Source organism: Shimia sp. (assembly GCF_039969785.1).
Lineage (GTDB): Bacteria > Pseudomonadota > Alphaproteobacteria > Rhodobacterales > Rhodobacteraceae > Shimia.
In genome coordinates this window covers 105,297-125,436 of sequence record NZ_JBDVNC010000048.1, presented here as the reverse complement: position 1 = coordinate 125,436, position 20,140 = coordinate 105,297, and the positions used below count along the sequence as shown (strand labels likewise).

Below are 20,140 nucleotides of genomic sequence, written 5' to 3'. Positions count from 1 at the left end.
ATGAGCTTTCGCGACGATCACGAGCTGCATAAACGCCGTTTCGGACGCAACCTTGGGGTTGCGCTGGTGCTGGTTGGTTTCATTGTCATTGTCTTCGGGCTGACCGTGGTCAAGGTGACACGCGGCGATTATGAGCCTGAAAATGCAGTGGTGAGCAACTGATGACGATGCAGGGCAAGCATAAGACGCTGGCTCAGACCCTGAGTGTGGTTGTGCTGATGGGCGCGCTGGCCTGGGCTTCGGTGCCGTTTTATGACTGGTTTTGCCGTGTCACCGGATTTGGCGGCGTGACCAACGTGGCCGAGACCGGATCAGACGTCATTCTGGATAAAACCATCAAGATACGCTTTGACGCCAGCAGAGAGCGCGGCATGCCGTGGGACTTTAAGCCGGTTCAGCGCGAGATGGAAATTCGCATTGGTGAAACCGGGCTGGCCTTTTACGAGGCCTATAACCCGACCGACCGCCCGATTGCCGGATCAGCCAGCTATAACGTCGCCCCCTATGAGGCGGGTGGCTTTTTCACGAAAATCGACTGTTTCTGCTTTGAAGAGCAGATCCTGCAGCCCGGAGAACGGGTGTCGATGCCTGTCAGCTTTTATGTGGACCCTGAGATCGTAAGTGATCGCGATGCAAAATACGTTAAATCGATCACGCTCAGCTACACATTCTTCGAAATCGATCTGCCCGAAGAAACCGCGTCCTTGACGCGGGCGGGTAATACAGACCTAAATTAAAACAAGCCTTCCAACGAGGGAAACAAAAATAATGGCGCACGCAAAAAATCACGACTATCACATTCTGGCCCCCTCGTGGTGGCCATTCCTGGGCGCTTTGGGCGGCTTTATCATGCTGTTTGGCGCGGTATTGATGTTCCATGACAGTGGCCCATGGATGTTCCTGATCGGACTTGTGGCAGTTCTTTATGTCATGTTTGGTTGGTGGGCCGAAGTGATCAAAGAAAGCGGTATCGGAGATCACACTCCGGTCGTGCAGCTGGGGCTGCGCTATGGCTTTATCCTGTTCATCATGTCCGAAGTTATGTTCTTTTCGGCGTGGTTCTGGACCTTTTTCAAACACGCGATGTATCCGATGGGGCCGCTAAGCCCCATGGTGGACGGCGTTTGGCCGCCCGCAGGTATCGAAACATTTGACCCTTGGCATCTGCCACTGATCAACACGCTGATCCTGTTGTGTTCGGGCGCGGCGGCGACATGGGCTCACCATGCGCTGGTGCACGAAAATAACCGTGAAGACATGAAATGGGGCCTGATCATCGCGATTGCTCTGGGTGCGATTTTCACAGTCTTTCAGGTCTATGAATACGGTCACGCGGCGTTTGGGTTCTCGGGCAACATTTATGGTGCGACCTTCTTTATGGCGACCGGCTTTCACGGAGCGCATGTTGTCATCGGTACAATCTTTTTGTTTGTCTGCCTGATGCGCCTTATGGCCGGCCACTTTACCCCCGAAAAACATGTCGGGTTCGAAGCGGCGGCCTGGTACTGGCACTTTGTGGACGTTGTCTGGTTGTTCCTGTTCGCAGCCGTTTATGTCTGGGGTCAGTAAAGCCTTAAGGGCCGGTTGAATTCCGGTTCTGAAAAGAGAATAAACCATCGCGGGCCGCATGATGTTGCCCGCGATTTTTCTTTGTCCGGAGCGCCACGCCTTGGCCCGTTACATCCTGCCTTTGATATTTGGTATTGTTGGCACTGCCATTCTGGTGTCGCTGGGCACGTGGCAGGTTAAGCGACTGCATGAGAAACAGGGTGTTCTGGCCGAAATCGATGCGCGCTTTGCTGCGGCACCGGCGCCGTTGCCCGACCCGCCGGACCCCGTCGCAGATCGGTTTCTGTCCGTCTCTGCCGAGGGCGTGATCACGGATCAGGAACTGCATGTGCTTGCCTCGACCCGCGATGTAGGGGCGGTGTATCGGGTGATTTCTGCGTTTGAGACATCAGATGGCCGGCGGATCATGCTGGATCGTGGCTGGATCAAACCGCCGCAGAAAGATGCGCCGCGCCCGGAGGTTGAGGCGCGTATCAATGGCAATCTGCACTGGCCCAATGAAATTGACAGCTATACGCCCGAAACTGATGTGGCCAAAAACATCTGGTTCGCGCGCGATGTGGTCAGCATGGCGGCGGCGCTGAACGCAGAACCTGTGCTGATTATCCTGCGCACGACGTCCGAAACAGACCCGCCTGTGACGCCTTTGCCAGTGGACAGTGCGGGAATTCCCAACGATCACCTTGAATATGTGCTGACATGGTATGGACTGGCGATTGTCTGGGTGGCAATGACACTCTATTACCTGCGTCGACAGCGCAAAATGAAAAAGGCCTGAGACAAGTGAAATACATCTCTACCCGTGGAAATGCCCCTGTTCTGAATTTCGAAGAGGCCATGTTGACCGGACTTGCCCGCGACGGCGGATTGTATGTGCCCGAGACCATTCCAACGATGAGCGCGGATGACATCGCGGCACTGGCCGGGCTGAGCTATGAAGAGGTTGCGTTTCGGATAATGCGCCCGTTTGTTGGTGATGCGTTCACTGATGACGAATTCAAGGGCATCATTGCCCGGGCCTATGACGGGTTTCGCCACGACGCGCGCGCGCCTTTGGTACAACTGGGCGCGAACCATTTCCTGTTGGAGTTATTCCACGGGCCCACACTGGCGTTCAAAGACTTTGCCATGCAGCTGATCGGCCAGTTGTTCCAGTTTTCGCTGGCGCGACGCAACGAGCGTGTGACCATTGTTGGTGCCACCAGCGGTGATACCGGATCAGCCGCGATTGAGGCGTTTCGCGGGTTGGACAATGTGGATGTGTTCATTCTGTTTCCGCACGGACGGGTCAGCGACATTCAACGCAAACAGATGACAACGCCCAACGATGCCAATGTGCATGCGCTGGCGCTGGATGGCGACTTTGACGATTGTCAGGCCAAGCTGAAAGACATGTTCAACGATTTTGAGTTCCGCGACGGGGTCAGATTGGCCGGTGTGAACTCGATCAACTGGGCGCGTGTTCTGGCGCAGGTGGTATATTTCTTTACCTCTGCAGTTTCGATGGGCGCACCACATCGCAAAGTGTCTTTCACCGTACCGACCGGCAATTTCGGAGACATTTTTGCAGGCTATATCGCCAAAAAAATGGGCCTGCCGATTGAGCAGCTGGTGATTGCGACCAATCAGAATGACATCCTGCACCGTACCATGCAAAGCGGCGCTTATACGAAAGAGGGCGTGACGCCGTCGATCAGCCCGTCGATGGATATTCAGGTCAGCTCGAACTTTGAACGCGCGTTGTTTGACGCCTATGGGCGCGATGGCAATGCGGTTGCGCAGCTGATGGAAGAACTGAAAGACGGGTCCTTTGCGGTCAGTCAGGGCGCAATGGAAATGTTGCGCGATCAATTCGCATCTGGGCGGGCCTCAGAAGGCGAAACACGTGACACAATTAAGAGCGCGTTTGCTGCATGCGGAGAAGTTCTTTGCCCGCACTCAGCAGTTGGGGTAAAGGTTGGAAACGAAAACCTTTCCGGGACACCGATGATCACTTTGGCCACTGCACATCCTGCAAAATTCCCTGATGCTGTAGAAGCCGCCATGGGGCACCGTCCGGACCTGCCGCCGCATATGGCTGATATGATGGGACGGGACGAACACGTCACCCGTGTGCCCAACGATCTGGCCCATCTTGAAGCACTTATCAAGGAACGGATTGCTCTGCGTTGACTGTAGAACTGCACACATTGTCGAATGGATTCCGTATCGTAACCGAGCATATGCCCGGTCTGGAATCTGCGGCTATCGGAATTTGGGTTAATGTTGGAGGGCGCCATGAGCGACCCGAGGAAAATGGCGTTGCGCATTTTCTAGAACATATGGCCTTTAAGGGCACCAAGCGGCGCAATGCGCTTGAGATTGCAGAAGCCATCGAAGATGTCGGCGGATACATCAACGCCTATACCAGCCGCGAGGTGACAGCCTATTACGCGCGGGTGCTGCGCAATGACGTGGCGTTGGCGCTGGATGTGGTCGGCGACATTGTTCTGAACCCGGTGTTTGACCCGGTCGAGATCGAGATTGAGCGCGGCGTGATTTTGCAGGAAATTGGGCAGGCGCTGGACACACCGGATGACGTGATCTTTGACTGGCTGCAGGAACGTGCCTATCCTGACCAACCGTTGGGGCGCACCATCTTGGGCGAGGGCGCGCATGTGCGTGGTTTTGACCGGGAAGATCTGGCGACGTTTGTAAAACAGCATTATCGCCCGGATCGCATGGTTCTGTCTGCGGCTGGCGGAATTAACCACGACGAGATCGTGCGCATGGCCGAGCAGATGTTTGGCCATCTTGAGCGTGGCAGCGATGTCATCATGACCCCGGCCAGTTTCCGGGGCGGTGAATACCGCACAGAAAAGGCGCTGGAACAGGCCCATTTTGCGTTGGGGCTGGAAAGCCCGGACTATCGCAGCCCGGACATTTATTCGGCGCAGATTTATACCACCGCTTTGGGCGGCGGCATGTCGAGCCGTCTGTTTCAGGAAATACGCGAAAAGCGCGGGCTGTGTTATTCGATTTTCGCCCAGACCGGCGCCTATGCTGACACTGGTATGACGACGATTTATGCGGGCACATCCGGCAGCCAGGTTGGCGAACTTGCGCAGATCACAATTGACGAACTGAAACGCGCGGCAGAAGACATGGACCCGACTGAGATTGCGCGCGCACGCACGCAGATGAAAGCGGGTTTGTTGATGGGGCTGGAAAGCCCTTCAAGCCGTGCTGAACGGCTGGCGCGTATGCTGGCGATCTGGGACCGCATTCCTTTGCTGAGCGAAACAGTTGAGCGGATCGACGCGGTAACGGATGATGATGTGCGCCGGATTGCGGAGCATATTGCCGTGTCCGCACGCCCTGCGATGGCGCTTTATGGTCCGGTGTCCTCGGCACCTGATCTGGAGTCCCTTGCGCGCAGGCGCGCTGCCTGATGCTTCTTAGTCGGCGTAAGGTGCGGGTTGATACCGAGCGATTGGTCTTGCGCCCGCCGGTGCATTCGGATTTTCGCGAGTGGGCCGAACTGCGCAGCAACAGCGCGGGTTTTCTGGTCCCCTGGGAACCAGTCTGGGCGGCCACGCATCTGAGCCGGAAAAGTTTTACCAATCGTGTCTATTGGGCGCAACGCTCGATCAGCAATGACACCGCGTTGCCGCTGTTTCTGGTGCGGCGGCGCGACAACGTGCTGATGGGGGCGATAACGCTGGACAATGTCCGGCGTGGCCCGGCGCAGGCCGGGACGCTGGGATATTGGGTTGGCGAGCCTTTTGCGCGGCAGGGCTATATGCGTGAGGCCATCGAGGCCGTGGTGCATCATGCCTTTCAACGTATGGACCTGAGCCGGATCGAAGCCGCGTGTTTGCCGGAAAACATGGCATCGCGCGGGGTGTTGGAAAAGTCAGGCTTTAAGTACGAAGGCGTTGCGCAAAGTTATCTTCAGATCAATGGGCGCTGGCGGACACATGTGCTCTATGCGGCGCTGCGCAATGACCGTCGTGGTCGCACGCTGGCCGGGCAGGCGTAAAGCACTCTGCCGAAGCGGTCTATGTGCCGCAGATTACTCTCAAGAAGACAGTAGACACAGAAAAACGCACGATCTGGCAGGAAATTGATCCGCCGGGCGCGATTGGCCTGTTATGCTGTCCGGCAGGAGGTGCGCGATGATCCGATGGCTGTTGGTGCTGCTGTTGGCAGCTGGGATGGGGCAGGCGCAAGAGCGTCGACCCAGTCATTGCATTGCTCTGGCAGAGGCGCCGGGCGTGACCTATCTGCACAAAGCGTCGTTTCAGGACCCCTTGCCGCGTCATTCGGTGCGCATCAGCTATATCGCACATGCGTCGTTTCTGATCCAAAGCCATGACGGGCTGAACGCCGTGACAGACTACACCGGTGTCATTGGAAACGTGGATCTGGTGCCGGATGTTGTGACGATGAACCATGCGCATGACACGCATTGGACAACATTTCCCGATCCCGGCATTCCCCATGTCTTGCCGGGGTGGGGGCCTTATGGTCAGGGCATCGAGCATCACCTTGATCTGGGCACAATGTTGGTGCGCAACGTCTCGACCGACATCCGGTCCTTTGGTGGTGTGGAAACAAACGGCAATTCGATATTTGTTTTTGAAGTCGCAGGGTTATGCATCGGTCATCTGGGGCATCTGCATCATGAACCCAATGCCGCGCAATATGCGGCGCTTGGGCGTCTGGACGTGGTTATGGCTGCCGTTGATGGTGGTATGTCGCTGGATGTCGCCACGATGATGACGGTATTGCGCAAGCTCAAGGCGCAAGTGGTGATCCCGATGCATTGGTTTGGAGACTGGACGCTGGATGGGTTTCTAACCGGTATGTCCGGCGAATATGTCATTGTCCGCGAACGCACGAACAACATTGAACTGAGCCTGCGCAGCCTGCCAAGGCAGCCGACAATCATGGTTCTGTCCCCGCGTTATCTGCAAACGCCCTAGACGCCGCACAGCGCGCGAACTATGCGTTGAGCATGACATTGAACCCGGCAAATGACGCATTTAGGGCCAGGCTGGAGGCAGACCTGCCGGCTGGCACAATTCGGACAGCAGACGCGCGCTATCTTGAAGAGCCTCGTGGCCGATACTTTGGCCAGCCGGGTATATTGGCCGCGCCGGCCTGCACGCAAGACGTGGCGCGCATTCTGAACGCCTGTAATGACGCGCGTGTTGGGGTGGTTCCTTTTGGTGGAGGCACCGGTCTGGTGGGCGGACAGGTCGATCCGGATACGCCCCAGCCGCTGATCCTGTCGCTTGAGCGCATGAATACGCTGCGCGACGTCTACCCGCTTGAAAACGTTATGGTGGCCGAGGCAGGTGCAATTCTGGCCGATGTTCAGGCAGCTGCTGAGGCCCACAACCGCTTGTTCCCGTTGTCTTTGGGCTCTGAAGGGTCCGCGCGGATTGGGGGCAATCTGTCGACCAACGCAGGCGGTGTGCATGTTCTGCGTTATGGCACGGCGCGCGATTTGTGCCTGGGGCTGGAAGTTGTCTTGCCCAGCGGGGAAATCTGGAACGGTCTGAGCCGATTGCGCAAGGACAACACCGGTTACGATCTGCGCCATCTGATGATTGGGGCGGAAGGCACGCTTGGTGTCATCACTGCCGCCGCACTTAAGCTCTTTGCGCGCCCGGCCTCTGTGGGAACGGCGGTGATGGTTGTGCCAAGCCCCGCAGCCGCGCTGGAGTTGCTGGCCATTGCGCGCGATCAGGTGGGAGAAGGTGTCTCTGCCTTTGAACTGATCCATCGGCAGGGTCTTGAATTTGTGTCCGAAAAGCTGCCTGACGTTCGCCAGCCCATGACCCCGTTGCCCGAATGGATGGTGCTGATGGAATTTGGACTTGCCGCAGATGCAGATGGCGCGCTTGAGACTGTCTTTGCCCAAGGGCTGGACGCAGGCCTTGGGCAGGACGGTGTGATTGCACAAAGCACGGCGCAACAATCAGCCTTTTGGCACGTACGCGAGGCCATTCCGATTGCCAATAAAATGATTGGTTCCGTGGCCAGTCACGACATATCGCTGCCTCTGAGTGCGATTGCAGAATTCATTGAAGAGGCGCGGTCGCGGCTTTTGTCGATGAGCGATATTCGGATCAATTGCTTTGGGCATCTGGGCGATGGAAACCTGCATTTCAATGTGTTCCCGGGCGTTGGTAAACAGCGGTCCGATTATGAGGATGTGCGTGGGCAGGTATCGCGGACCGTGCATGATCTTGTGCATAGCTATGACGGCTCATTCAGTGCCGAACATGGGGTGGGCCGGATGAAAGTGGATGATCTGGAACGATACGGTGATCCGACAGGGTTGGCGGCGATGCGGGCTATCAAACAGGCGCTTGATCCCAATGGGATTATGAACCCAGGTGCCGTTCTGCGCGCCTGATTTTGCGTGAGTATTGTTTGCGAGGCCGTTGAAATGGATGAGTTTTTGGACGTCGTGAACAGCGAAAGCCCTAGGTTCTAGAGCCCTTCGAATTCACACAGCACAGTCACATCCATTCCCATCTCTTCCAGCCGTTTGCGACCGCCAAGATCGGGTAAATCGATGATAAACACGCAGCCCATGATTTCACCGCCCAGACGTTCAACCAGCTTGATACCAGCCTCTGCCGTGCCGCCGGTGGCCAGCAAGTCGTCGACCAGCAATATCTTTTCGCCGGGCTGAATGGCGTCATCGTGGATTTCGACAATCGCCTCGCCATATTCCAGCTGATATTCTTCGGAGATCGTCGTGCCAGGCAGCTTGCCCTTTTTACGAACCGGCACAAACCCGACGCTGAGCTGGTGCGCGATGGCGCCACCCAGGATGAACCCGCGCGCTTCCAGACCGATGACTTTGTCGATGCGCTCGCCAGCGTAGGGGTGCAGCATCTGGTCAATGGCCATGCGAAAGCCTCTTGGGTCGGCAAACAACGTGGTCACGTCGCGAAACAGAATGCCTTCGTGAGGGAAATCGACGATGGTGCGGATGTAGTCTTTGACTTCGGTTCGTTTGGCCATCGGCGTCCCCTTTGCTGACTTGGTCAGCGCAAGGTTTCCCCGATGCAGCCAGCCAATGCAAGGGACGGGTGGTCGCAATGTCGTGGTCAGATGGTTGTATTGGTGGCAATTGGTTTGAGGCATGTGTTTGTAAGGTGCTCATTGGTGAAAAACAAATTGCCGCAACCAGTTATTAAGTGTTCCTTTTCGCGAATTGCTCGGCTATGAGTGTCTAGCTATTGTATAGAATTTGTATATACGCTCGGGCGAAAGATGCAGCGCACGTTGTGCGCGGGCCTGGAGATTACGGGACTGTCGTGGGTAAGAAAGATACCAAATCCAAAACCAAAAAGGACAGCCAGCTGGTGTTGCGTCTGGACAAGTCCGAACGGGATGAATTTGTTGATCTTTGCAAAGACTTAGACACCAGCGCAGCGCGCGAAATTCGCGGATTTATCCGGCGCTTTATGAAAGAAAATCGCGAAGAAACGTCCTGAGCCCTATGCCCGGCGCAATGTGGCCGTCAGAACACCCATCCCAATCAACGTGATCCCACCCGTGCGGGTCAGCCCACGGATCACCGAGGGCCGTTCGATGCGTGCGCGCAACTTGTCCGCGAGCAGGGCATAGGCCAGTGCGTTCAGGGCCGCGAGGCTGACAAATGTTGCAATCAGGATCGCAAACTGCAGGGACAGAGGGCGGGTCGGGTCGATAAACTGTGGAACAAAGGCGATAAAAAAGCCGATGCTCTTGGGGTTGAGTGCAGTGACAGCAGCGGCGTGGCCAAACGCTCCGCGTCCGGGCAGGGCGCGGGACGACATCAGATTGCCAAGCTCAGCGTGTTGCGCGCTTTTCAACATCTTTAAGCCCAGCCAGACCAAGTATATCGCGCCCAACCATTTCAAAACTGTGAATGCGGTGGCCGATGCCAGCACAATGGCACCAAGCCCCAGCAAAGATGCGGTCATGGCTATGAAGTCCCCCAGCGCCACGCCAGCAGCAGTCGCCACTGCAACCTGGCGCCCCTGGCTGAGCGCATAGGACAGCACCAAAAGGATGGTTGGCCCGGGGATCAGCAACAAGGCAATTGAGGCGGCAACAAAGGTGAGCCAGAGGTCGAATGGCATAGCTTAAGTCCTTGAATTTGAATAGGTCAGGCCGAAAGGACGCGCCCCGCGACCGCGTCGAGTTTGGCGATCATCGCCGGGTCCCGGGCGTCGGGTGCGGTGAGGATGGCAAATTCCAGCGCGCGGTCGCAGCCATGTGGACAAGGCGCGCGGTCAACCCCAAGCAGGGCCGGAAGGCGGCCAACCAGATCGCGCCCTTTTTGGGCGTTGCCGGTCAATGTGGCAATGATTTCGGTCACATCAACCTCGCCATGGTCTGGATGCCAGCTGTCATAATCGGTGACCATTGCCACGGAGGCATAGCAAAGCTCGGCTTCGCGGGCGAGCTTGGCTTCGGGCATGTTGGTCATGCCGATCACATCTGCGCCCCAGTGTTCGCGGTACATTTTGGATTCAGCCAGTGACGAAAATTGCGGGCCTTCCATGGCAAGATATGTGCCGCCTTTGTGCGCGGTGATCCCGGCGTCGGTGGCAGCGGTGAAACAAGCCTCGGACAGGCGCGGGCAAGTTGGGTGCGCGACACTGACATGGGCGACCAGCCCCGGTCCGAAGAACGATTTTTCGCGTGCAAATGTACGGTCAATGAATTGATCTACAACAACAAAATCTCCCGGTGCCATTTCTTCGCGAAATGAGCCGGTGGCCGAAATCGAGATTACATCTGTTACACCCAGCCGTTTGAGCGCGTCGATATTGGCGCGGTACGGCACAGAGGTTGGTGTGTGTACATGGCCGCGGCCGTGGCGGGGCAGAAAGGCCATTTTTACACCATCCAGCGAGCCGGTGAGGATCTGGTCTGATGGGGCGCCCCACGGCGTTTCGACGGTTTGCCATGTGGCGTTCCGAAGTCCGTCGATGTCATAAATGCCTGATCCGCCGATCACGGCAATCATTGTCTCGCTCATGGGGTGTTCCTTTGCGGCAAGTGTTTCGCGCAGTTTTGGGCAGCGGCAGGGTGAATTGCAACCGGAATAGAGCGACAGGGTCAGCGCCGTGAAGCCTGCGTCAGCGGCAGGGAGTGTCAGGCCGTGATCTGGCGGCAAATCAGGCATCGGCAGACCGTCGGTATTATGTCGGTATTACGTCGGTTTGGATTTGCCGTGTCAGTGGCGCACGCGTCACAAGCGGTTTTGCGAATTCAGGGCAGGTTGCGGGCCTGAGACTGGGCGACAAAATCGACATAGCTTTCAGCAAATCCGGCCAGAGACCAGGTGAGGTCCTGGGGGGTGGCGTGGCGGTCGGTGAAGGTGAAGCGAAACTCTGCGCCGTTGTGCATGGCGTCGAGCACGGGCGTGGCGTCGGCCCCGGCAAAGGTACAGGTTAGTCCGGTCAGACATCCGCCCCGGGCGGTCGACCACAGGACAGCGCCATTGTTGTCGGTGATGCGAAACCCGTCTGGCGCAAAGAATGTGCCGGCCTCGATACCAAAATCAACCTGTGGCCCATCGGGTTCCGGGGTGACGAACAGAAATTGCGCCGCAAATTTCGGCCGGGGGGAAAATATGTCGACCCAGCGGATGTAACATCTTTGGGATATCCCGTTCTGTTCAGGGCGTTCGTCACAGATGCTGTTCCAGATGCCAAAGGTTTCGTAATGGGTAACAACCCATTCGCCGGGGGTGTTGTTGCCGTCACGGTCCTGAGCCGCGAGCGGGGTGGAGAGCATTAGAAAAGCAATGAGCCAGCGCATGGAATGTCCTTTTTGACGGTATTTACAGGCTGATCGGAATGAGCGGGCTGGTCCACTCACAATGCCGAGACCGGAAAGTGCGCGATTTGGGTGACATTGCCTTAGCTGCATAACGGCTATGCGCCTTGGCTATTGTGTGCTTTGGGCAACTGCTTTAGGGACGGCCCAAGCGAACACATCCCAAATGACAGGTAGCTCATGAGACGCGCGGCGCTGGCCATGCTGGCAAAAAACATTTCTCCACCAAACCTTTCGATCATGCAGGACGAAGGTTTCACAGTTAGTCGCGTGCGCACCGAAGTGTTGTCGGGGCTGACCGTGGCACTGGCGTTGGTGCCCGAAGCCGTGGCTTTTGCCTTTGTGGCGGGTGTGCATCCGCTGGTTGGGCTTTACGCGGCCTTTCTTGTGGGCCTGATCACCGCAGTGATAGGTGGGCGGCCGGGCATGATTTCCGGGGCAACCGGGGCGTTGGCCGTGGTCATGGTGGCATTGGTGGCGCAACATGGGGTGGAATACCTGTTTGCGACCGTGGTGCTGATGGGGATTTTGCAGGTGATTGCAGGGGCTTTGCATTGGGGTAAATTCATCCGTCTGGTGCCGCATCCGGTGATGCTGGGCTTTGTGAATGGTCTGGCGATTGTGATTTTCCTTGCGCAGATGAGCCAGTTCAAAGTGCCCGGATCGATGGTGTCTGACGGGCATGGCATGTCTGGCGGGGAATGGTTGTCCGGGATACAGTTGGCCACGATGTTGGGCCTTGTGGGTCTGACCATGTTGATCGTTTGGGGATTGCCCAAAGTAACAAAGGTGATCCCTGCGCCGCTGGCCGGGATCGGAATTACCGCGTTTGTGGTGATTGGTCTGGGGCTGGATGTGCCGCGTGTTGGCGATATGGCCTCGATCCAAGGCGGTTTCCCGGCCTTTCACATTCCGTTTGGTGACGGTGTGGGCATTTACGGAACAGCTTTGGCGCCGTTTAACCTCGAAACGTTTTACATCATTCTGCCTTATGCGGTCATTCTGGCGGCAATTGGGTTAATTGAATCGCTGCTGACGCTGAACCTTGTGGGTGAGATGACCGGCAAGCGTGGCGGTGCCAGTCAGGAATGTATTGCCCAAGGCGTGGCCAATGTGACCACGGGTTTCTTTGGCGGCATGGGCGGTTGTGCGATGATTGGTCAGTCGATGATCAACGTTAAATCCGGCGGGCGCACGCGCATCGCAGGGATCGCGGCGGCCTTGTTCCTGTTGATCTTTATTGTTGCGGCAAGCCCGTTGATCGAAGTCATTCCGCTGGCTGCACTGGTGGGTGTGATGTTCATGGTGGTGATCGGGACGTTCGCGTGGAACAGCTTTAAAATCATGCGGCGTGTGCCGTTGATGGATGCGTTTGTGATCGTGCTCGTTACGGTTGTGACCGTGATGGAAGACCTTGCCGTGGCTGTGGTGGTTGGTGTGATCGTCAGCGCTTTGGCTTATTCCTGGCAAAACGCACGCCGCATTCACGCGTTCGAGCGGGAGTCTGAAACCGAGATTGGCGCCAAGGTCTATGAGATTCAGGGACCGTTGTTCTTTGGGTCAGCAGACGGGTTTGTCGAATTGTTCGATATTGCGCATGACCCGGACAAAGTGATCGTTGATTTCCAGCGCAGCCGGGTTGTAGATCAGTCTGCCTTGCAGGCGATCGAGGCTGTGGCGGCCAAATATGAAGCGGCTGGTAAAACGCTGATGTTGCGCCACCTGAGCCGCGATTGTCACCAGTTGCTCAGCCGTGCGGGCCATCTGATGATCGACAGCGACGATGATCCTGAATACGAGATCGCGGTTGATTACTCTGTACGCACTGGCATTTTGGGCGGTCACTAGCTACACATTCGCGAATGACCTTTGTCGCCATCCTGATCGGGCTGACCCCGTCCTTCCTGCTCGTCGGGCTGGGCGGTCTGATCAGGGGGCGGTTGTCCCAAAATGCGTGGCAGGGGCTGGACAAGCTCAACTTTGAGATCTTGTTCCCTGCGCTTTTGTTTGTGGCCGCTTCCACCCGGGAAATCCGCCCAACCGCGATTGTCACCATTGCACCCGTGGTCTGGGGGCTGTTGGCCGTGGGGTTGATTGTGGCGTGGCGCGCGCGGCGCTATGGCCCCGAGCGGTTTCTGGATTTTGCAGGGGCGTGGCAAACCGCATGGCGGTTCAACTCGGCATTGGCGTTCGTTGCGGTTGGCGTGACAGAACTGGCTGATCCGGCGTTGATGGCGGTGTGCATCGGTATGGCCGTGCCAATGAGTAACGCCATTGCGGTGGCTGTCCTGTCGCGCGGCGGCAGCATGGGCGTTTGGGCGACCTTGCGCAAAGTGGCGCTGAACCCGTTTCTTTTGGCGTCATTGAGCGGAGTGGCCGTGGGGCTGTCAGACTGGCAGATACCGGCACCTGTGTTGGCACCGCTGCGTATGCTGGCCGAGGCGGCCATTCCTATTGCGTTGATTTCTGTGGGGGCCACGATGAACTGGGGCGCGTTGGCGCGGCTGGATCGGTTCAGCGGGGTGATCTGCGCAAGCAAGCTGATTGTGACACCGTTGGTGGCAGTGGGTGTGTCGCTTGCGCTGGGATTGCCCGGTGCTGTGGCGGTGGTTGTGGTGATCTGGGCCGCGCTGCCGACTGCGTCAGGCGCGCATGTGCTGGCGGCGGGGTTTGGGGCGGACCGGGTGTTGTCGGCTACGTTGGTGGCGCAGACCACATTGTTGGCGTCGGTAACGCTGCCGGTGTGGATCGCGGTTGCGGCGATGATGTTCTAGGGGCGCAGTGCCTGCAACGCGGCGATGTCGCCTTTCATGATCGCAGGGATCGCGGTCTGGATAAGGTCCGTCGGCCAGTCCCACCATGCCAGTTCCAACAGGTGCGCGATGGTTTCGGGATCAAAGCGATACTTTGCCACAACGCCGGGATTTCCGGTGACAATTGCGTAATCAGGTATGGTGCCACGCACCACAGCGCCGGCACCAATGATCGCGCCATGCCCGATTTTGGCACCCGGCAGGACTAACGCGCCATACCCCAGCCACACATCGTGGCCAATGACGGTATCGCGGGTGTCCGGCTGATAACCGGTGCGCTGATCCGGGTCGAATATCGCGAAGGGATAGCATGACAGCCCATCAGTGGCGTGATTTGCGGAGGCGGTGATAAACCGAACCCCGTGCGCGATCTGGCAGAATTTGCCGATGCGCAACGTTTCCTGTGAAAATTCGAACAGATAAGGGGCCAGATGGGTCGCCCAATCTTTGGGATCCCCAAAATCCGAGGCATAGCTGTGCGCGCCGATTTGGAACCGGGGATGCGAGATTGCTGCTAACAGATGCACGGTGCCTTTGTGCGGCGTACCGTCCGGCAACAGTATCGGGTGCAATTGGTCAGGGGCGGGCAGAGGCATCAGTCATCCGGGCGTTGCAGCGTGAACGTATTGTCGACAACAGAGTAGTCCCGATAGCCCAGACGGGCCAGAGGGCGGAATGTGGTGACATCGAAAATACCGTCCACAATGCAATTGTCACGCAAGTGAATGCCCGAGACCTCGCCCATGATCATAAAGTTGTTTTCCCCAAGCAGCGGCACGATACCGGTCAGACGACATTCCAGACTGGCGGGGGCACCGTCAAGGCGCGGGCAATCGATGGTTTTGCAAGCTGCAGCGGTCAGACCGGCGCGCTGGAATTCATCAACGTCCTTGTCAAAGCCGGTGGTTGAGACATTCATCGCATCGCGCATGCTTTCCTGCACAATATTTATGCAGAACACGTTAGTGGCGCGAATGTTGGACAGAGAATCTTTGCCTTCGCTCTGATCCGGCTTGGTCCCGGTTGAGGCAAACATGACCTGAGGCGGCACGTAGGCAGTGCCGTTAAAGAACGAATAGGGTGCAAGATTTCTGACCCCATCCGCGTCGCGTGTTGAAACCCATGCGATTGGGCGCGGGGTGATCAGGGCATTAAACGGATTGTGGGGCAAGCCGTGGCCATCTTTGGGTTGGTAGAACATGAAACGCGCGTCCTTATGGTTTGCCCAAGAGGTAACGCCATGCTAGGGCCTGCGCCACAGCAAAAAGACCACAAGAGGTGCAGGGCAGGTGTTGAAGCTTGCACAGGAAACAGATCAGGACTGGTGGGAAGTCGAAGCGCTTTTCGACCTGTGCTTTGCGCCTGGGCGTGAGGCGCTGAGTTCTTATCGCCTGCGGGACGGCGTGAACGCGGTGGCGGATCTGTCGCTGGTGGCGCGTGATGAGCAGGACATTCTGGCCGGGGCCATCCGGTTTTGGCCGGTGTATGTGGGATCACATGCCTGTTTGTTGCTGGGGCCTGTGGCGGTGCACCCGACCCATCAGGGCGAGGGCGTGGGCGGATTGTTGATCGCTGAAAGTCTGGACCGTGCGCAAAAGCTGAATTGGGCGCGGGTTATGTTGGTGGGCGATGCGCCTTATTACAGCCGGTTTGGGTTTGAACCTTTGCAAGGCGTGACGATGCCGCCGCCGACAAACCCGGCGCGCGTATTGGGGTATAATCTGGTCGATGATGCGTGGGCACAGGTCAAAGGTGATGTGCGGTCCTTTGCCGATTCGGGCGCGGGGGCTTGAACCCGGGCCGATCGCTGCCAATGTTTAGCCTATGACAGAGATTGATCCGATTACCATTCATCACGTCGCCGATCTGGACCCCGAGGCAGAGCTGGCACGGCTGACGACGCGATATCGCAATGCAGGCGGGCTGGGTATCGATGTGCTTAACCTGCTGGGCGGACAAGCCGAGGGGTTGTTAGAGCGGCTGCCGGTGCAGATACGTGACAAGCTGGACGGCACAACCGAGCTGGCGTTGACGCAAGCGATGCGCGCCGCACAAGGGTCGCGCAAGCTGGTCGGAGAGCAGCAATCATGGCTGAACACCGCCATAGCGACCGCATTGGGTGCCGCAGGTGGCGCTGGCGGATTGCCCGGAGCGTTGGCGGAATTGCCGGTGACAACCACCATCCTTTTGCGTGCTATTCAGGATGAAGCTCAGAGACAAGGCTTTGATCCACAAGCGGAAAACGTACAGTTTGACTGTGTGCGTGTGTTTGCGGCTGCGGGGCCGCTGGCCAAAGATGATGGCGCCGATCTGGCGTTTGTCAGCACCCGGCTGGCGCTGACCGGCGGAGCGATGCAGGCGCTGATTGCGCGGGTCGCGCCGCGCCTGTCGATTGTTTTGGGTCAGAAGCTTGCGGCGCAGGCCGTTCCTATTTTAGGCGCTGTTGCGGGCGCGGCGACGAACTATGCCTATACCAGCTATTATCAGGAAATCGCACATGTGCATTTTGGTCTGCGCCGATTGGCGATAGACGCCGATCTGGATCACGATCAGCTGGTTGCACGTATGTTGGACCAGATGAAACCGTTTCGCGCGGCTTAAGGCGCGGTGCCGTTCTTAAGAACATTGCATATGCGGTCAATCGCGCGCCGCACCTCGGGAAGATGTCGATCATCCTGATGAAATACGATCCAACGGTCGTGAGATAACTCAGGAATGGTCGACCCGACGCGATTCAATGCGCTTTCGGCGTCGCCGATAAAAGTTGGCAGCAAGGCAATCCCGTCGCCAGCCAGCGCAAGGTCGAGCCCGTTTCGCGGTGAATTGACCTCGCACACCGCATCGTTGCCAATCGATTTTTCAAGCCAGCGGCCAGAGGGTGTGTCGGCCAACACTTTGATCCAGCGGTTGGCGTTGGGCGTGGTTGCATAAGGCGCGAATTCCACGCGTGAGAGTTTTCTGCCTGCCAGACCTCGTTCGACCGGTCGTTTGTTGCGAATCCCGATCACGACCTCACGACGTGGGATATCCAGAATATTCTCGACAGAAATAAACCGAAGCCGGGCATCGGGTGGCATACCTGCAATTTCATTGAGGCGTCTGATGAGCGCCAAAGTTGTCCAGGTGCCAGCGGATACCTTTACCAATCGCGTCACTTGTTCAGTGCCCGGCGATGTCGCGCGGATGATGTGGGCCTCAATTTCTTTCAACTCGCCCAAGAGCTTGCGCCCGTGGCTTGTCAGTTCGTAGCCGCGGTCATGTCGGACAAACAGGTCTTTCTGCATCCGGCGTTCCAACGCCAGCATGCGCCGTCCCAATGTGGCGGCACTGCGCCCTGTTGCTCTGGCTGCGGGGGAAAGCCCGCCTTCCTGTGCCACAGAAATGAAGAGCCGCAAATCTTCCCAATTGTCGATCTTATCATTCATGAAATGACCACTTCATACCGTTTCATTTAGGTGCTCTTTAAACATTGCTACCCTGTGTCAGGTCAAGGTCGGCGCCATCTGTGTTGCAAAGGCCAGCCAAGCCAAGCGAGTGAGGATGCGCCAAATGAAGAGCCGGGCCAATTTGGACAATCACAGCTACCCCTTTCCGAATGCCCGACAATCAAAGGCTTTGCGCGATGAAGATGAGTTTATGATCGACCATGGGGGCAGGGGGGCGAGATGGATATTCGTCTTTGTGTGTTGGGTTTGGCCTGCGGCCTAGGGGGGCGTTAGCCCAATATTTGGGTCGGCGGCAACGAGTCACAGTTTATGAAACTGCGGGATACGTTGCTTGTAACCCATTGAGACTCATAAAGCCGGTTTGCTTTACTGCGGGGCGCTGCGGTCTTGGGTTTGTTGATTTATAGAGGAAAGTGGTGGGCGACCCTGGAATCGAACCAGGCGTGCGTCTCCGCGAGGGAGTTACAGTCCCCTGCCACACCTTGCGGCCTGTCGCCCACTTTCCCAAGGTCTTGCAACCTTGATGTGTGGGGCTGATTACTGCGATGTGTAGGGGGCGTCAACAAGAAAATCCCTTGCGCCCTCCGCTTCTCCGGCGCATTGGTAACGCCACGCTATTCCAGAGGGATCAGGCCATGAAAAAACCCAAATGGGTCGTCGAAAAAGAGCAGATGAAACGCAAGGCGGCTGCGGAAACTTTGTGGTTGTTTGGTCTGCATGCCGTGCGGGATGCATTGAACAATCCTACCCGCGAAAAACTGCGTCTGGTGGTGACTAAAAACGCCTCTGACAAGCTGGTCGAAGCGATTGAGTTTTCTGGTCTGACCCCTGAAGTTGTTGAACCGCGCAAGTTTGATGTGCCGATTGATGCGCAATCGGTGCATCAGGGGGCGGCACTTGAGGTTAAACCTTTGAACTGGGGCGCTTTGGCGGACCGGGCACTGGGCGATGGCGAACGCCCGCCGCGCCTGTTGTTGCTGGACCGGGTGACAGACCCGCATAACGTGGGGGCGATTCTGCGCTCGGCCGAAGTGTTTGGCGCGCAAGCGGTGATTGGCACACGTCATAATTCTGCGCCAGAAACAGGCGCGCTGGCCAAAACCGCCAGCGGCGCGTTGGAGCGTCAGCCGTATCTGCGCGAACGTAATCTTGCGGACACCATCGTGGCGCTTCAGGGCATGGGATATCTTGTGCTGGGACTGGACGGCGAGGCGGAACAGACCATTGAACAGGTGGTCGAAGGGCGGCGGACCCATGCGGTTGCGCTGGTGCTGGGCGCCGAAGGGCCGGGGCTGCGCCAGAAAACCAAGGAAACTGTGGATCATCTGGTCAAGATCGATTTCGCTGGTGCATTTGGTTCGCTTAACGTGTCTAACGCCGCTGCGGTGGCACTTTATGCATCTTTGCCGCGCTAACGGCGTTTCCTATTCTAAAATATTGCTGCCGAAGGCTCCCAAAAGGGCCATTGGCGCCCTACATGGATTGAAACACGTAAAACCGCCGGAGCAGACCGATACCGCACGCATCTAAAATCGCCACTTGTTGTTATTGCGGCACGCGGGCCGCGTTGGTGCTGAGGGGGCAAACGCGTCATGAACTGGCTTGTGCATCCTGTGGCGCGCCATTGCATGATCTCAAACAGATGCCTGTTGCCCATGCTCCGCATGCCGCGTCCACGGGTGGTGGTGCTGGATCAGGAAAGACGCGCAAACCTGCTAAACAAAAGAAGAAAAAGCGAAAATCTCGCCGCAAGGGCTGGTTTGAGGAAATCTTTGACGTGGTTGAAGATATTTTTGACTGAACGTCTTTTGCTTGCGGGGGTAAACTGGATGTTCACATTCTGTTTACAAACTCTTTTAACGATCAAATCCGACCCTATATCTATAGCACAGACGCGGAGGTGGAACTCCCGTGTTCTGTTTCACTGTCCCTCGTTCCGTACCTGGCGCCCAAGGCTCTCTTGGGCGCTTTTTTCTTGTCGGACTGTGGGGTAGCGTAGGGACATGACATATTCAGATGATTTCCTGACAACAATTCTGCGCCGTTCCAAAGTGGTTGCGGTTGTGGGTGTTTCCATGAATCCGGTGCGACCCAGCTATTACGTGGCGCGTTATCTGGGGCTAAAGGGATATCGCGTTATTCCGGTCAATCCGGTTCACGTGGGCAAACAGTTGTTTGGCGAGACGGTGGTTGGTGATCTGAGTGACATTACCGAGCCGGTCGACATGGTTGATATATTTCGACGATCAGAGGCGGTGCCACCAATTGTCGAAACGGCGCTGGCGCAATTTGACGAGCTGAAAACCATCTGGATGCAGATCGGAGTTGAACATCACGAAGCGGCGGCGCAGGCTGAAGCGCGGGGCGTTGACGTGATCATGAACCGGTGTCCCAAGATCGAGTATCAACGGCTGTTTGGCGAATTGCGTATGGGTGGCTTCGCGACCGGTGTAATCTCGTCAAAACTGTAAC

24 protein-coding genes and 1 tRNA gene are annotated in these 20,140 nt (G+C 57.1%); 17 read left to right on the top strand and 8 right to left on the bottom strand.

The features are described from left to right. The 9 genes from ABJI08_RS21485 (at position 1) to ABJI08_RS21445 (ending at position 7,978) form a co-directional block, all read left to right on the top strand. Entirely contained in the window at positions 1-162 is a 162-nt protein-coding gene (locus ABJI08_RS21485; RefSeq protein ID WP_165610104.1) for a hypothetical protein, read from the top strand. Further along, entirely contained in the window at positions 162-737 is a 576-nt protein-coding gene (locus ABJI08_RS21480; protein ID WP_348403895.1) for a cytochrome c oxidase assembly protein, read from the top strand. The genes ABJI08_RS21485 and ABJI08_RS21480 overlap by 1 nt, the downstream gene beginning before the upstream one ends. 31 nt (positions 738-768) lie before the next feature. Continuing rightward, a complete protein-coding gene (locus ABJI08_RS21475; protein WP_348403894.1) occupies positions 769-1,569 on the top strand; it encodes a cytochrome c oxidase subunit 3 in 801 nt (266 codons plus the stop codon). 58 nt (positions 1,570-1,627) lie between these two features. Beyond that, positions 1,628-2,347 (top strand): SURF1 family protein, encoded by a 720-nt coding sequence (locus ABJI08_RS21470; RefSeq protein WP_348403893.1) that lies wholly within the window; start codon positions 1,628-1,630, stop codon positions 2,345-2,347. Between the two features lie 5 nt (positions 2,348-2,352). Further along, complete coding sequence (gene thrC, locus ABJI08_RS21465; RefSeq protein ID WP_348403892.1) at positions 2,353-3,741, top strand: threonine synthase; 1,389 nt, start codon at positions 2,353-2,355, stop codon at positions 3,739-3,741. Further along, positions 3,738-5,000, top strand: a complete 1,263-nt coding sequence (locus tag ABJI08_RS21460) for a pitrilysin family protein (protein WP_348403891.1) — start codon at positions 3,738-3,740, stop codon at positions 4,998-5,000. Before thrC ends, ABJI08_RS21460 begins: the two co-directional genes overlap by 4 nt. Then, positions 5,000-5,590: a GNAT family protein gene (locus tag ABJI08_RS21455; RefSeq protein WP_348403890.1), complete on the top strand. Its 591-nt coding sequence runs from the start codon at positions 5,000-5,002 to the stop codon at positions 5,588-5,590. Before ABJI08_RS21460 ends, ABJI08_RS21455 begins: the two co-directional genes overlap by 1 nt. 136 nt (positions 5,591-5,726) lie before the next feature. Further along, a complete protein-coding gene (locus ABJI08_RS21450) occupies positions 5,727-6,536 on the top strand; it encodes an MBL fold metallo-hydrolase (protein WP_348403889.1) in 810 nt (269 codons plus the stop codon). Positions 6,537-6,568: 32 nt separating this feature from the next. Further along, entirely contained in the window at positions 6,569-7,978 is a 1,410-nt protein-coding gene (locus tag ABJI08_RS21445) for an FAD-binding oxidoreductase (protein ID WP_348403888.1), read from the top strand. A gap of 77 nt (positions 7,979-8,055) precedes the next feature. Here the strand turns inward: ABJI08_RS21445 and ABJI08_RS21440 are convergent, their stop codons facing one another. Further along, positions 8,056-8,595, bottom strand: a complete 540-nt coding sequence (locus ABJI08_RS21440; RefSeq protein WP_348403887.1) for an adenine phosphoribosyltransferase — start codon at positions 8,593-8,595, stop codon at positions 8,056-8,058. A 296-nt stretch (positions 8,596-8,891) separates the two neighbouring features. Between ABJI08_RS21440 and ABJI08_RS21435 the strand changes: the two genes are divergently transcribed. Further along, the gene (locus ABJI08_RS21435) at positions 8,892-9,071 is read left to right on the top strand and encodes a hypothetical protein (protein WP_348403886.1); all 180 of its coding nucleotides are present in this window, start codon (positions 8,892-8,894) and stop codon (positions 9,069-9,071) included. 3 nt (positions 9,072-9,074) lie between these two features. On the opposite strand, the gene ABJI08_RS21430 is transcribed toward ABJI08_RS21435, so the two are convergent. The 3 genes from ABJI08_RS21430 to ABJI08_RS21420 form a co-directional block, all read right to left on the bottom strand. Then, on the bottom strand, positions 9,075-9,701 hold the full coding sequence (locus ABJI08_RS21430) for a LysE family translocator (protein WP_348403885.1): 627 nt from the start codon (positions 9,699-9,701) through the stop codon (positions 9,075-9,077). Between the two features lie 26 nt (positions 9,702-9,727). After that, the gene (locus tag ABJI08_RS21425; protein ID WP_348403884.1) at positions 9,728-10,606 is read right to left on the bottom strand and encodes an S-methyl-5'-thioadenosine phosphorylase; all 879 of its coding nucleotides are present in this window, start codon (positions 10,604-10,606) and stop codon (positions 9,728-9,730) included. A gap of 233 nt (positions 10,607-10,839) precedes the next feature. Then, positions 10,840-11,391, bottom strand: coding sequence for a hypothetical protein (locus ABJI08_RS21420; protein WP_348403883.1), 552 nt, complete (start codon positions 11,389-11,391; stop codon positions 10,840-10,842). Positions 11,392-11,589: 198 nt separating this feature from the next. Here ABJI08_RS21420 and ABJI08_RS21415 point away from each other — a divergent pair, with 198 nt between their 5' ends. Continuing rightward, positions 11,590-13,257, top strand: a complete 1,668-nt coding sequence (locus ABJI08_RS21415; protein WP_348403882.1) for a SulP family inorganic anion transporter — start codon at positions 11,590-11,592, stop codon at positions 13,255-13,257. 14 nt (positions 13,258-13,271) lie between these two features. Then, positions 13,272-14,183 (top strand): AEC family transporter, encoded by a 912-nt coding sequence (locus ABJI08_RS21410; protein ID WP_348403881.1) that lies wholly within the window; start codon positions 13,272-13,274, stop codon positions 14,181-14,183. Here ABJI08_RS21410 and ABJI08_RS21405 read toward each other — a convergent pair. Further along, positions 14,180-14,818, bottom strand: coding sequence for a CatB-related O-acetyltransferase (locus tag ABJI08_RS21405; protein WP_348403880.1), 639 nt, complete (start codon positions 14,816-14,818; stop codon positions 14,180-14,182). The two genes, ABJI08_RS21410 and ABJI08_RS21405, sit on opposite strands and share 4 nt — an antisense overlap. Continuing rightward, entirely contained in the window at positions 14,818-15,423 is a 606-nt protein-coding gene (locus ABJI08_RS21400; protein ID WP_348403879.1) for a flavin reductase family protein, read from the bottom strand. The genes ABJI08_RS21405 and ABJI08_RS21400 overlap by 1 nt, the downstream gene beginning before the upstream one ends. Before the next feature lie 88 nt (positions 15,424-15,511). Here ABJI08_RS21400 and ABJI08_RS21395 point away from each other — a divergent pair, with 88 nt between their 5' ends. Beyond that, positions 15,512-16,015 (top strand): N-acetyltransferase, encoded by a 504-nt coding sequence (locus ABJI08_RS21395; protein WP_348403878.1) that lies wholly within the window; start codon positions 15,512-15,514, stop codon positions 16,013-16,015. A gap of 31 nt (positions 16,016-16,046) precedes the next feature. Continuing rightward, entirely contained in the window at positions 16,047-16,823 is a 777-nt protein-coding gene (locus ABJI08_RS21390) for an EcsC family protein (protein WP_348403877.1), read from the top strand. Here the strand turns inward: ABJI08_RS21390 and ABJI08_RS21385 are convergent. Both ABJI08_RS21385 and ABJI08_RS21380 read right to left on the bottom strand, forming a co-directional pair. Then, positions 16,820-17,647: a LysR family transcriptional regulator gene (locus tag ABJI08_RS21385; protein ID WP_348403876.1), complete on the bottom strand. Its 828-nt coding sequence runs from the start codon at positions 17,645-17,647 to the stop codon at positions 16,820-16,822. The two genes, ABJI08_RS21390 and ABJI08_RS21385, sit on opposite strands and share 4 nt — an antisense overlap. A gap of 435 nt (positions 17,648-18,082) precedes the next feature. Further along, positions 18,083-18,166 (bottom strand) — tRNA-Tyr (locus ABJI08_RS21380). A 137-nt stretch (positions 18,167-18,303) separates the two neighbouring features. Between ABJI08_RS21380 and rlmB the strand changes: the two genes are divergently transcribed. From rlmB to ABJI08_RS21365, 3 genes are all read left to right on the top strand, one after another. Beyond that, complete coding sequence (gene rlmB, locus ABJI08_RS21375) at positions 18,304-19,083, top strand: 23S rRNA (guanosine(2251)-2'-O)-methyltransferase RlmB (protein WP_348403875.1); 780 nt, start codon at positions 18,304-18,306, stop codon at positions 19,081-19,083. 227 nt (positions 19,084-19,310) lie between these two features. After that, on the top strand, positions 19,311-19,469 hold the full coding sequence (locus ABJI08_RS21370; RefSeq protein ID WP_348403874.1) for a hypothetical protein: 159 nt from the start codon (positions 19,311-19,313) through the stop codon (positions 19,467-19,469). A 202-nt stretch (positions 19,470-19,671) separates the two neighbouring features. After that, positions 19,672-20,139 (top strand): CoA-binding protein, encoded by a 468-nt coding sequence (locus ABJI08_RS21365; RefSeq protein WP_348403873.1) that lies wholly within the window; start codon positions 19,672-19,674, stop codon positions 20,137-20,139. Position 20,140: the final 1 nt, after the last annotated feature.

What these genes read in the sequence shown, in the direction of transcription:
- ABJI08_RS21485 (WP_165610104.1), top strand. Translation starts at nt 1, where the DNA reads ATGAGCTTTCGCGACGATCACGAGCTGCATAAACGCCGTTTCGGACGC.
- ABJI08_RS21480 (WP_348403895.1), top strand. Translation starts at nt 162, where the DNA reads ATGACGATGCAGGGCAAGCATAAGACGCTGGCTCAGACCCTGAGTGTG.
- ABJI08_RS21475 (WP_348403894.1), top strand. Translation starts at nt 769, where the DNA reads ATGGCGCACGCAAAAAATCACGACTATCACATTCTGGCCCCCTCGTGG.
- ABJI08_RS21470 (WP_348403893.1), top strand. Translation starts at nt 1,628, where the DNA reads ATGATGTTGCCCGCGATTTTTCTTTGTCCGGAGCGCCACGCCTTGGCC.
- ABJI08_RS21455 (WP_348403890.1), top strand. Translation starts at nt 5,000, where the DNA reads ATGCTTCTTAGTCGGCGTAAGGTGCGGGTTGATACCGAGCGATTGGTC.
- ABJI08_RS21450 (WP_348403889.1), top strand. Translation starts at nt 5,727, where the DNA reads ATGATCCGATGGCTGTTGGTGCTGCTGTTGGCAGCTGGGATGGGGCAG.
- ABJI08_RS21445 (WP_348403888.1), top strand. Translation starts at nt 6,569, where the DNA reads ATGACATTGAACCCGGCAAATGACGCATTTAGGGCCAGGCTGGAGGCA.
- ABJI08_RS21440 (WP_348403887.1), bottom strand. Translation starts at nt 8,595, where the DNA reads ATGGCCAAACGAACCGAAGTCAAAGACTACATCCGCACCATCGTCGAT.
- ABJI08_RS21430 (WP_348403885.1), bottom strand. Translation starts at nt 9,701, where the DNA reads ATGCCATTCGACCTCTGGCTCACCTTTGTTGCCGCCTCAATTGCCTTG.
- ABJI08_RS21425 (WP_348403884.1), bottom strand. Translation starts at nt 10,606, where the DNA reads ATGAGCGAGACAATGATTGCCGTGATCGGCGGATCAGGCATTTATGAC.
- ABJI08_RS21420 (WP_348403883.1), bottom strand. Translation starts at nt 11,391, where the DNA reads ATGCGCTGGCTCATTGCTTTTCTAATGCTCTCCACCCCGCTCGCGGCT.
- ABJI08_RS21415 (WP_348403882.1), top strand. Translation starts at nt 11,590, where the DNA reads ATGAGACGCGCGGCGCTGGCCATGCTGGCAAAAAACATTTCTCCACCA.
- ABJI08_RS21410 (WP_348403881.1), top strand. Translation starts at nt 13,272, where the DNA reads ATGACCTTTGTCGCCATCCTGATCGGGCTGACCCCGTCCTTCCTGCTC.
- ABJI08_RS21405 (WP_348403880.1), bottom strand. Translation starts at nt 14,818, where the DNA reads ATGCCTCTGCCCGCCCCTGACCAATTGCACCCGATACTGTTGCCGGAC.
- ABJI08_RS21400 (WP_348403879.1), bottom strand. Translation starts at nt 15,423, where the DNA reads ATGTTCTACCAACCCAAAGATGGCCACGGCTTGCCCCACAATCCGTTT.
- ABJI08_RS21390 (WP_348403877.1), top strand. Translation starts at nt 16,047, where the DNA reads ATGACAGAGATTGATCCGATTACCATTCATCACGTCGCCGATCTGGAC.
- ABJI08_RS21385 (WP_348403876.1), bottom strand. Translation starts at nt 17,647, where the DNA reads ATGAATGATAAGATCGACAATTGGGAAGATTTGCGGCTCTTCATTTCT.
- rlmB (WP_348403875.1), top strand. Translation starts at nt 18,304, where the DNA reads ATGAAAAAACCCAAATGGGTCGTCGAAAAAGAGCAGATGAAACGCAAG.
- ABJI08_RS21370 (WP_348403874.1), top strand. Translation starts at nt 19,311, where the DNA reads ATGCCTGTTGCCCATGCTCCGCATGCCGCGTCCACGGGTGGTGGTGCT.
- ABJI08_RS21365 (WP_348403873.1), top strand. Translation starts at nt 19,672, where the DNA reads ATGACATATTCAGATGATTTCCTGACAACAATTCTGCGCCGTTCCAAA.